Below are 11,407 nucleotides of genomic sequence, written 5' to 3'. Positions count from 1 at the left end.
CAAGAACTTTAGGAGAATATTTGACTGGAGCTTTCCAATTTTTATTTAAAACACCTGGATTAAAATATTTAGGAGCTTTAATATTTGGAACAACTTATGCCCCATTGGTAATAACTGGTCTGCATCATACATTTATAGCAGTGGATTTACAATTATCTGCTACAGGAGGCGGAACATTTATATGGCCATTAATTGCTTTATCTAATATAGCACAGTCGGGTGCAGTATTTGCAACATATTTTCTTTATAAGAAAGATAAAAAGCAGGAATCAGTTTCATTATCGGCAACAGTATCTGCCTGCTTTGGAATAACAGAACCTGCGATGTTTGGTGCTAACTTAAAATTTATGTATCCATTTTATGCGGCATTAGTTGGTTCAGCAGTAGGAGCATTAATATCTGTAGCATTTGATGTTATGGCTGCCGGAATAGGAGTTGGAGGTCTTGCATTGGCATTTTTATCAATAAAAGAAGGAGTAATTGCATTTTGGATTGCATCAATTGCAGCTTTTGGATTAGCATTTATTTTAACTTTTGTATTTTCAAAAACGAAATTAAATAAAAAAGGTTAGTACAATAATATATAAAAGCTATCTTTTAAAATTTAATATATAACAGAAAGGAAAAATTAGAATGAAAAAAATTGTAATATTATTTTTAACTGTAATGTCACTACAAATTTTTGGAGCAAATTATAAAGTTACAGGAAATAACTTAACTCAGAAAGAACTGAAGACAAATAATTCAGAAATTGAAAAAGAGATAAAAAGATTTTTTACTGAAGATTATATTGCCGATAGTAGAGGGAATGAAATAGAAAAATTTACAACTTATTATTTGCGTCCAAGAAATAGTCCATACGGTACTCTTACAGAGACGCTTGTGAATTGTAATGAATATGATTGTTCTAAAGGATTAACTCTTTTTGATCCAGATACATACACATATAAAACTTTCCAATTAACCCCCATAGATATGCCTGATGGCAAAGGAAAATTCGCTACTTTTCAACCAGCTACTAGTTCTCAAGGTTTATATCTACCATCTGAACCTGGCTATATAGAAAACAATTGGAAAGATAGGGATCTAATAACTGACACAAAGCAATTTAATCTCGATCTAACCAAAGATTTTAATATAAAAAGTACTGAACATACTTTAAACTACGGTGGTCTTTATAGCAAAAGTGATAAAAAAATGATAAATAAGGCTGGTTATTATCCATTCGAGGGAAATAAGCAATGGTGGGCAAAATATTTTTTCGGTAGAAGCAACACAGATCCAAAATATTATAGCGGAACATATTATCCTAATAAATGTTTACCATATAATGGAACGGACGAATTCGGTAATCTTTGCGGTCACGAAGATGATCCTTTTAGCTTCCTTATTCCGGTTGAGACCAAAACCGGAGCGCTTTATGTGGGAGATGACTTTCGTATAAACGATGTTTTAGCCTTTGATCTTAATTATAGGTATGATAAGGTTAAACACAATCCATCATATACCCCAGGCGTTACGCCAAAAATTCCAACTGATCTATTTATCGGAATGTTTGTTCCTTATACTCCACTTCCCGGTACGCCGTCTAGTGATGAGATAAAGGCGCATAAGAATGCAAATGCAGAAGCCAACGCCGTATATTTAGCTTCTCAGAAGAGAAAATATTCGGCAAATTCATATTCTTTATCTACAAGCATCGATCCACTTGATTTTTTCAGGCTTCAGCTTAAATATGCAAACGGATTTAGGGCGCCTACTTCGGACGAAATTTACTTCACTTTCCAGCATCCGGATTTTTCGATATATCCAAATTTGGATCTGAAAAAGGAAACCGCAAAAACCAAAGAAGTGGCGTTTACGCTTCATAATTCTCCAAGCTTCGTTACATTGAATTTATTCCAAACGGATTATAGGAATTTTATAGATTTACAATATAAGGGGGAATTCCAGCTTCCTTATGGAAACGGTGGAAGTACAATGCCTGCCTCTGTGTATCAAAACGTAAATCGTCCAAAAGCAAGAGTAAGAGGAATAGAGATAGATTCGAGACTGGCTTTGGATCAAATTTGGCAGCCATTGCAGGGTTTTAGCATTGGATATAAGCTAAGTATCCAAAAGGGTAGAATGGACATAGGTAATGGCAAAATAGATACTCCGATGAATGCGATCCAGCCTAGAACGGCGGTTTATAGTGTAAGCTACCAAAGCCCAGGCGATAAATTCGGCGCAGATCTATTTGTAACTGCGGTAGCTGCAAAAAAAGGAGACGACACCTATAATATGTATTGGTATGAGCAAGCGCGAAGCGGCAAAATCGTAAACGGCAAACCTGTAAGCAATAGCGAAGTGGAATGGAGAAGCGGCGGATATACCACGATAGACTTCGTAACATATGTAAAGCCGATCAAATATCTAACTCTTCGTGCAGGCGCATATAATATAACCGATCGCAAATATATCACTTGGGAAAGCGCCAGGTCAATAAGGCCTTTTGGAACTAGCAATCTGATAGATCAAGAAACAGGGCTTGGCATCAACCGCTTTTACTCGCCGGGTAGGAACTATAAACTCACATGGGAGTTTCAGTTTTAAAAATTTAATCAAGTGTTTGACGTCTTATTAAAACAAAAGCCTTTGGAATCAAAATTTATAGATTTATTACTAAATTTAAAAAGATGGCGATAGTAAATCATTTGGCATCATTTAGATTTCCGAATTTTATGTAGCGTGTAAATTTCAAATTTTACGTAGCGTGGCAGACCAAAGGCTCCTGTCTGTAATGACATCAGCTTCGTAATTTTGCAATGACGCCCGCGATCTCTTTCAAAATCAAGATAGCGAATTTTTAATTTTAACTGCGGTCTATATGAAGCCTTTAGCTCGCGGAATTTCTCCGTTGTTAACGTATAGGGCTCCGATCCCCGTCGCGCCATTTTGCGCAATGTAGTTTTAAAAAATTTTATTTAAATAATCCAGACTACTTAGCCGCCGAAAAACGAGTGATAAAAACCAAGCGCAGGCTTCAGGTAAAATTTGCGCGGAATTTAAAATATTATAAGATTTTGAAAATTTGTAGAATTAAAATTTAACGATAAATTTGACCGAGCGGGTCGGTCAAATTTTGATTAAATTTTAGCGCCGTATACGCAAGAAAGGATTATTTATAAGCCTTAATCGCTTTATCTAGGATTTTCTCGGCTTCCGCGGCGCTTGCAAAATCCTTTACTTTGACCCATTTATTCGGCTCTAAAAGCTTGTAGGTTTCGAAGAAATTTTTGATCTTATCCAGCGTCGCTTTAGGCAGATCGGAGACCCCTTTAATGCCCTCATATCGCGGATCGATCTTGCTAACCGGCACGGCAAGCAGCTTCTCGTCCATTCCGCTTTCGTCCTCCATCATCAAAACGCCGATTAGGCGGCACGGGATCACGCTGCCTGCGGCAAGCGGGTATTCGTTTAGCACCAAAACATCCGCAGGATCGCCGTCGTCAGCCAAGGTATTGGGCACGAAGCCGTAGTTTGCGGGATAAAACATCGCGCCGTATAGCACGCGATCGACGCAAAGCGCACCGCTTGCTTTGTCGATCTCGTATTTGATATTCGAGCCGTAAGGGATCTCGATTACTGCGTTGATTTTATCGGGGTTTGAGCCCACTTTTATCTTTGAAAGATCCATAGTTTTCCTTTATTTAGAATTTAAAATTTTGATATTTTTCACGTCTATCGTCGTTTTGGTAAAATCTTTGTCGATCTCGCCGCTAATTCGCACGAGCGTATTTTCATCCACGCTCACGCCGCGCCAAACGTCATCGTCGATCTCGACCTCGATGCTATCGCCGTTTTGATCCACAAATCTATAATGCTCGTGTCTGAGTTGAGATTTTATCCTGCCGTCGATCGTGACAAAAGAATCATCTCTTAATTTAAGCGCTTCTTTGACGCTTGACGGTTGAGTTTGTGCCGTCGCGCCGCTTGGGGCGAACCCGCCCGCGGCGAATGCAGCCGCACATAAAGCCATGCTAAGTAAAAATTTTCTAACCATATCTATCCTTAAAATTTTAATCTCTGCGTCCGCAAGCAGATCTGAAATTTCATCAATTTAAGAGCTGCTTGCATTTGACGATCGCATTTAAATTTACATAGCGGGCTGCTTAAATTTACGCTTAAATTTTAATTATCTCGCGCAACGGCAAGCTATAAATTTCAAAGCGCGCTCGTGCTAAAGGCGCGTTAAATTTAAGTGCGATCTGCACCGCTTGCGGTATGAAAAAGAAGCCAAAGGCGCTTAAAATTTAAGCCGCCATCCAAGCGCGCTAGCCTAATTTTTCGATCTGCGCGGCGATTATAGCGTTTATGTCCGCTACGATCTCCTCGACCGTGCGCTCGCCGTTTACGCTGTAAAATACGCCCGCGTCGCCGTAAAATTTACGGATATCCTCGATCGGCTCTGAAAATACCGCCATGCGGTTTTTAAAGACCTCCTCGTTATCGTCTGCTCCGCGAGCGCGTCCTAAAACACGCTCCTTGGCGACCTCCTCGCTAACGCATACCTCGATTACCGCGCTAAGATTTACATCATCGTCGCCTCGCAGCACCTCGTCTAGTTTGCTCATCTGCTCGACGCTTCTTGGATAGCCGTCGATGATGATGAAGTCTTTAGGCGAGCTTTTAATCGCGCTAACGATAGCATTTACGACGATATCAAGCGGCACGAGATTGCCTTTAGAGATGAAGCCATCTATCTGTCTGCCTAGAGCGCTACCGCTTGCTACCTCGGCGCGCAGTAGATCGCCCGTGGAGTAGTGCTCGATGCTTTGATTCATCTGAGCGATCATGCTCGCATCGGTCGTTTTGCCGCTGCCCGGAGCGCCGATGATTAGAAAAAGACTTTTCATTTTTGCTCCTTCTTATGAAGCCTAAGACCTAGCTCGCGAAGCTGCTCGTCTGTAACGACGCTAGGAGCTTTGGTGAGCGGACACTGCGCGCGCTGCGTTTTAGGAAACGCGATAACCTCGCGGATACTGCTTGAGCCGGTAACCAGCATCATCAGCCTATCAAAGCCGATCGCGATACCTCCGTGCGGAGGCGCGCCGAAGCTTAGCGCATCGAGCAGGAAGCCGAATTTCTCCCTCTGCTCCGCAGGCTCGATCTTAAGCAGCCTAAAGACCTTTTCTTGAATGTCCGCTTTGTGGATCCTGATACTGCCGCCGCCAAGCTCGATGCCGTTTAGCACGACGTCGTAGGCAATCGAGGTAATATCCTCCAAATCGGGCTCATCGGGATTGTTCGGCATAGTGAAAGGATGGTGCATCGCGGAGTAGCTGCCGTCGTCGTTTTGCTCAAACATAGGGAAATTTACGACCCACAAAAACTCAAGCCTGTTCGGATCTATGAGACCAAGCTCGTTTGCGAGGAAAATTCTAAATCTGCCCATATAATCAAGCACGATTTTCTTTTTGCCCGCGCCGAAAAATACGACGTCGCCGACCTTTAGCTCGCAGCGCTTGATGAGCTCGTCCAGCTCACTTTTTTCAAAGAATTTTACCAGCGGCCCCTTTAGACCGTCCTCTTTTACTTGAATGAATGCTAGGCCCTGTGCGCCGAATTTTTTCACGTATTCCTCAAAGCCTTGCATCTGGCGCTTGCTAAATTTCAGATCGCCGCCCTCGACTTTTAGCGCCTTTACGCGGTTTGCCTTGCGATCCTTGGCTAAATTTGAAAAAATTTCGTTGCTCGATTTTTCAAAAATATCGGCTACGTCGATGAAAGGCATATCGTAGCGCAGATCGGGTTTGTCGCTGCCGTAAAGCTCCATCGCGTCTTTATACTCCATATGTCTAAAAGGTGTGACGATCTCGCGGCCGCAGGATTTGAAAATATCCTTTAAAACCTCCTCGGCTACGCGCATTACGTCGTACTGGGTATTGAAGCTCATCTCGATATCGATCTGCGTAAATTCCGGCTGGCGGTCGGCGCGCAGGTCTTCGTCGCGGAAGCAGCGCGCGATCTGGAAGTATTTATCAAAGCCCGAGCACATCAAAAGCTGCTTGAAAAGCTGCGGACTTTGCGGAAGCGCGTAGAAGCTGCCCGGATAGACGCGGCTAGGCACCAGATAATCCCTAGCGCCCTCAGGCGTCGCGCGCGTTAAGATCGGCGTTTCGACCTCTACAAAGCCGAGCCTATCGAGCGCGTTTCGTGCGGCGATCGCAGCCTTGGAACGCATCTTAAATTTATCGAAGCTTCCGTCGGCGCGCAGATCCAAAAAGCGGTATTTCAGCTTCGTTTCTTCGTTGACGCTTTTATCGCCGATTACGAAAGGAAGCGGCTTGCTTGGATTTTCGATCTCTAAGCTTTCTACTACGACTTCGATGTCGCCGGTTTTTAAATTTGGATTTTCCAGCCCTTCGCCGCGAGCGCGGATCTTGCCGACGGCTTTTAGGACAAATTCGTTTCGCACGGTATTTGCTACCTCATATGCCGAGCTGCTATCTTTGGGATCGCACACGAGCTGAAGCAGGCCGCTTCGGTCGCGCAAATCTATAAAAATAACGCCGCCGTGATCGCGGTAAGAATTTACCCAGCCGCACACGGTTACACTTTTGCCGATATCGTTTTTACTCAAATCGGCGCAATAATGACTTCGCAAATTTACTCCTTTAAAATTATTTGTAAAACGCAAGTATAGTTAAATTTTGCTTTTACAAAGCTAATTTTTTATAAAATAGCGCCCGAAAGTAGAAAAATGGAAAGCAAAAACAAAATCCACGAAAATTTAAAATTTGCAGGGCTGATAGCCAAAAAATCGGATGAGATTCGCCCTGTCGCGGAGCAAATTTGTGAAATTTTAAAAGCGCAAGGCATCGAGCCTTTGATGCAGCAAGATAGCGCCGAATTTTTAGGCTTCAAGCCACATATGCTCGCCGAAATTTTAAAAAAGACCAATTTTTTAATCAGCCTCGGCGGCGACGGCACGCTCATCGGGCTTGCGAGGCTGCTAAGCGATAAGAACGCCTTTATTTTGGGTATCAACGCAGGTACTTTGGGCTTTTTAACGGACGTGCAGCCGAGCGAATTCGCAAAATTTTTAAAGGAATTTTTGCGCGGCGAATACGAGATCGAGCGCCCGTTTTTGCTTGAAGTGATACTGGAAAACGGCGGCGGTAAAATCGTCCGCAAGACCGCATTTAACGACGTCGTAATCACCCGCAGCCACATCTCCTCGATGGCGAAGATCGACGCGTTTTTAAATAGAAAATATTTCAACACCTACTACGGCGACGGCGTGATCGTAAGCTCCGCCGTGGGCTCGACCGCGTATAATATGAGCGCCAACGGCCCGATCGTCTATCCGCTGTGCGACGTGTTTTGCGTCACGCCGATCTGCTCGCATAGCTTGACGCAGCGGCCTTTGATCCTTCCAAAAGAATATCTTGCAAGCTTCAAAAACGCCGGAAGCTCCGAAGTTAGTGTCGTTATCGACGGACAAGACGTTTTTGATATGGCGGAATTTCACAGCGTAAGCGTTAAAATTTCACACGCCAAGGCAAATTTAATAAAGCACAAAAGCTACGATTATTTCGACGTTTTAAAAGCCAAACTCAGATGGGGACACGGCGGATGCTAGAGCGGGTCTATATCAAAAATAATCTAAGCTTCGGCGAAGTTGATCTGCGCTTCGGCGCGGGGCTGAATGTATTTACGGGCAGCAGCGGCGCGGGCAAATCGGTGCTGATGAACGCAATTTTGGCGGTATTTGCTCTAAAAGACAGCGACGCAGGGCTTATCGAGGCCGACGTGAACAGTGAATTTGGGATGGACGAGTTTGGCCTGCAAAACGAGACGCCGAATAACTTCAGGCTCGTAAAAGACCGCTCCGTGCGCTATTTCATCAACTCTCAATCGGTCTCGAAAAAAAATCTAAATTTAATCGTCGGCGGCTATGTAAAATTTTTAGGCTCCAAAGACAGCGGCGAAATAAATAGCGCAAATTTACTCGCGCTGCTCGATGCATGCGCCTGCAAAAAAAGCGCCGCGCACGGGCAAAATTTGGCTAAATTTAAAGAGGCTTTCGAGCAATTTATCGCCGTGCAAAAACAGCTCGCGCTGATAAATGAGCAGGAGCGCAAGATCGAGGAGCTGAAGGAATTCGCTCGCTTCGAGATTGAAAAGATCGAGCGCGTATCGCCTAAAATCGGCGAATACGAGGAGCTTTTGCAGATCAAAAAAAAGCTTAGTAAAAAAGATAAGATCGAGGAGCTTTGGGCTAGGGCGCAGGGCGTTTTTGAGCTGGAGCGCAGCGTCATCGAAGCGCTAAGTCTTAGCGGGCTGGATAGCGCGTTTTTCGAGGATGCGATGAACGAGCTGCGGCTAAAGCGAGAAAGCTTGAATTTAGACGAGCTCGAAAATATCGACATAGAGAAAATTTTAGATCGCATCGAAGCTCTTAGTGCGCTAAATAGGCGCTACGGAAGCATAGAAGAGGCTTTAGCTACGCTTGAAGCGCGCAAGAAAGAGCTTGAGCATTACGAGCAGTTAAGCTTTGAAAAAACCAAGCTACAAACGGAATTTAAACGCCTTAGCGAAAGCACCGCTACCCTTGCCGAAAAAATTAGCGAGGCTCGCAAGGGCGCTAAAAAACGGCTCGAGGATCTGATAAATTCCTATCTAAAGCAGCTTTATATGGACGGAGTGGAGCTTAGTTTTAAGCCCGCGGTTCTTAGTGAGTGCGGCACAGACGAAATTTGCGTCAGCTTGTGCAAGACGGAATTTAAAAATTTAAGCTCAGGCGAAACGAACCGCCTACGCCTTGCTTTCATCGCGGCAAGCTTGGAGCTTACAAATAACGGCGAGGGAATTTTGATCTTAGACGAGATTGATTCAAATTTAAGCGGAAAAGAGGCGATGAGTATCGCAAACGTGCTGGTAAAAATTTCAAAATTTTATCAAATTTTTGCGATCTCGCACCAGCCGCAGCTTAGCTCCAAGGCTGCGTCACACTTTTTAGTAAGTAAAACGAACGGCAAATCTAGCGTGAGATTATTAAGCGAAAATGAGAAAATAACAGAGCTAGCTCGTATGATAAGCGGCGAGACTATTACTGCAGAAGCCCTGGAATTCGCTAAAAAACTAAGGCAAAGCTGAAGGAATTTTAAGCTTAAGTTTAAATCTGAAATTTTTCGCTACAATACCGCGTTTAATTTAAATTTAAGTGTGATTTTGCAAAACGACGTAAAATCCGCTTCGAAAAATTTTATCAAGTGAGTTTTATGATTATAGATACACATTGCCATTTAGACGATGCTAGTTTCGATGCTGATTTGGACGCGGTGATTGAGCGCGCCACGATTGCAGGCGTGCGCAGCATCATCATTCCCGGTGCCGATGTAGCAGACCTAGATAAGGCATGTAAAATTTCGCATGCACGGGATAATGTGTATTTTGCCGTAGGGGTGCATCCATACGAGATAGATTCTTTCGATATGGAGGTGCTGAAGCGGTATGCTGACGATCCCAAATGCGTGGGCGTTGGCGAATGCGGTCTTGATTATTTCAGACTTAAGCAGCAAGAGAAGAAGGAAACCAAAGCCTTAGAAATCTCCCGCCAAAAAGACGCCTTCATCTCACAAATCGATCTAGCAACACAACTTCAAAAACCACTTATAGTCCATATCCGAGAAGCAAACGAAGATAGCTTTGGAATTCTAAAAGATCGCGCCGGCGATTTATGCGGCGGTGTTTTGCACTGCTTCAATGCCAGCAAGCTTTTGCTAGGTCTTAGCGAATACGGATTTTACTTCGGTATCGGCGGAGTTTTGACATTCAAAAATGCAAAAAACTTAGCTGAGATCTTACCGCAAATTCCGCAAGAGCGCCTTTTAATCGAGACGGATGCACCGTATCTAACTCCGCATCCGCATCGCGGCGAGCGCAACGAGCCTGCATTTACGAGACTCGTGGTAGAAAAAGTCGCGGAAATTTTAAGCCTAAGCGTAGAAGAGGTTGAAGCAATAACGACTCAAAACGCCTGTAGGCTTTTTGGCGATAAAATCAAAGGAGAGATATGAAAGCCATAAAATTTATACTGCTAGCCCTACTTTTAGTGGGCGAAGCGTTTGCGAGCCAGCCCGGTCTGATGCGCGCAAATCACGACTATATTTTAAATCAATTCGGCATCGAAAATAACGAATCGAGCAAAAACGTAGTTGCGGGCATATTCCGTGCGATCAATGCAAGCGATCGCAAGCAGTTTAAGCATATCGTGACTTCGCAGTCGCACAATGCCTACTTAGTCAAATCCGAGGTCGATAACATCGAAGCTCCGGAATTCTTATTGTATTTGGCAATGGTAGAATCTCATCTTAAAAACACCGTAACTTCGGGCGCTAGCGCAGGTGGTATGTGGCAGCTGATGCCGGCAACTGCGAAAAATTTCGGTCTTAGAGTAGATAGCGCCGTAGATGAGCGTCGCGATCCCGCAGCCTCTACGGATGCTGCGTTTTCGTATATTTTGCATCTGAAGCAAAATTTTGGCAAGTGGTATTTAGCGCTAATGGCGTATAATTGTGGCGATCAAAAGCTTAAAAATGCGATTGCAGCTACTGGCAGCGATGATCTGGATCGCTTGCTAAAAAGCCCCGCACTTCCTAATGAGACTAAGAATTTTATCAAGCGTATTATTAAATACGCTTACATCGCTCAAAATGAAAATATGCGTAAAATTCTGCTTTTTGAAAGCGAGCCATGGGGGCTAAAGCGTATCGCAGTAGCTCCGGGCACAAAGCTAAGCGCGGTTGCAAAACAGATCGGAATTTCGCCATCGCAGATGCAGGATTACAACGCGCATATTAAAAACGGAATTTCGCCGCTTAACGGCAAGTACTTCTTTTATATCCCACAAAGCAAATATGCAGAATTTGTCGTAAATCAAGGCGCATTTCAAGCGTATGAACCACGTCTGAAACAGCGCAAGCCAGGACGCGTGTTAGCAGGTTTGGCGAACGAGCTTAGCCTCAAAGACAAAAACGAAATAGCGCTAAATAATATAAAATTCAACAAATAAGATCGGATCGTAGGTGTCGTACCAGAAAATCGCTCTTTTTAGTGCGCTTTTTGCGCTGATTCTTGCCGGTTGCTCGTTTCGCACCGCACCGTCGTCTAGATCGTCTGCTGGCGGTGCGGGCAAGATCGGCAAAAACTCTCCCGCCACCATGCGCCCTTATAAAATCAACGGCAAAACCTACTATCCAGAGCAAGTAAGCGTCGGTGACACTCAAATCGGCATCGCCAGCTGGTATGGGCCGAATTTTCATGGCAAATACACCTCAAACGGCGAAATTTACGATATGAACGGCATGACCGCCGCGCACAAAACCTATCCAATGAATACTATGGTAAAGGTCACGAA

At 44.0% G+C, this 11,407-nt stretch carries 11 protein-coding genes; 7 read left to right on the top strand and 4 right to left on the bottom strand.

From position 1 onward, the window contains the following. Both Q0236_RS01250 and Q0236_RS01245 read left to right on the top strand, forming a co-directional pair. Positions 1 to 572: PTS transporter subunit EIIC (locus tag Q0236_RS01250; RefSeq protein ID WP_297914073.1), on the top strand; the 572-nt coding region annotated here is incomplete at its 5' end. A 61-nt stretch (positions 573 to 633) separates the two neighbouring features. After that, complete coding sequence (locus Q0236_RS01245; RefSeq protein WP_297914071.1) at positions 634 to 2,595, top strand: TonB-dependent receptor; 1,962 nt, start codon at positions 634 to 636, stop codon at positions 2,593 to 2,595. A 565-nt stretch (positions 2,596 to 3,160) separates the two neighbouring features. Here Q0236_RS01245 and ppa read toward each other — a convergent pair. From ppa to aspS, 4 genes are all read right to left on the bottom strand, one after another. Further along, positions 3,161 to 3,679, bottom strand: a complete 519-nt coding sequence (ppa, locus tag Q0236_RS01240; RefSeq protein ID WP_005871687.1) for an inorganic diphosphatase — start codon at positions 3,677 to 3,679, stop codon at positions 3,161 to 3,163. Between the two features lie 9 nt (positions 3,680 to 3,688). Further along, a complete protein-coding gene (locus Q0236_RS01235; RefSeq protein WP_297914068.1) occupies positions 3,689 to 4,045 on the bottom strand; it encodes a NirD/YgiW/YdeI family stress tolerance protein in 357 nt (118 codons plus the stop codon). A 271-nt stretch (positions 4,046 to 4,316) separates the two neighbouring features. After that, positions 4,317 to 4,898, bottom strand: a complete 582-nt coding sequence (locus Q0236_RS01230; protein ID WP_297882540.1) for an adenylate kinase — start codon at positions 4,896 to 4,898, stop codon at positions 4,317 to 4,319. Then, positions 4,895 to 6,649, bottom strand: coding sequence for an aspartate--tRNA ligase (aspS, locus tag Q0236_RS01225; protein ID WP_297914065.1), 1,755 nt, complete (start codon positions 6,647 to 6,649; stop codon positions 4,895 to 4,897). The genes Q0236_RS01230 and aspS overlap by 4 nt, the downstream gene beginning before the upstream one ends. A 96-nt stretch (positions 6,650 to 6,745) precedes the next feature. On the opposite strand from aspS, the gene Q0236_RS01220 reads away from it, so the two are divergent. From Q0236_RS01220 to Q0236_RS01200, 5 genes are all read left to right on the top strand, one after another. Next, positions 6,746 to 7,627, top strand: coding sequence for an NAD(+) kinase (locus Q0236_RS01220; protein WP_297914062.1), 882 nt, complete (start codon positions 6,746 to 6,748; stop codon positions 7,625 to 7,627). Continuing rightward, a complete protein-coding gene (locus Q0236_RS01215; protein WP_297914076.1) occupies positions 7,621 to 9,144 on the top strand; it encodes an AAA family ATPase in 1,524 nt (507 codons plus the stop codon). Before Q0236_RS01220 ends, Q0236_RS01215 begins: the two co-directional genes overlap by 7 nt. Before the next feature lie 125 nt (positions 9,145 to 9,269). Then, the gene (locus Q0236_RS01210) at positions 9,270 to 10,067 is read left to right on the top strand and encodes a TatD family hydrolase (protein ID WP_297914059.1); all 798 of its coding nucleotides are present in this window, start codon (positions 9,270 to 9,272) and stop codon (positions 10,065 to 10,067) included. Beyond that, entirely contained in the window at positions 10,064 to 11,062 is a 999-nt protein-coding gene (locus Q0236_RS01205) for a lytic transglycosylase domain-containing protein (protein WP_297882548.1), read from the top strand. The genes Q0236_RS01210 and Q0236_RS01205 overlap by 4 nt, the downstream gene beginning before the upstream one ends. A 13-nt stretch (positions 11,063 to 11,075) precedes the next feature. Beyond that, positions 11,076 to 11,407: RlpA-like double-psi beta-barrel domain-containing protein (locus Q0236_RS01200; protein ID WP_297914057.1), on the top strand; the 332-nt coding region annotated here is incomplete at its 3' end.

The sequence above is a fragment of the uncultured Campylobacter sp. genome (genome assembly GCF_938031315.1).
GTDB lineage: Bacteria > Campylobacterota > Campylobacteria > Campylobacterales > Campylobacteraceae > Campylobacter_B.
Note: the sequence above shows the minus strand (reverse complement) of the source record. Positions and strands in the feature narration are given on the sequence as shown.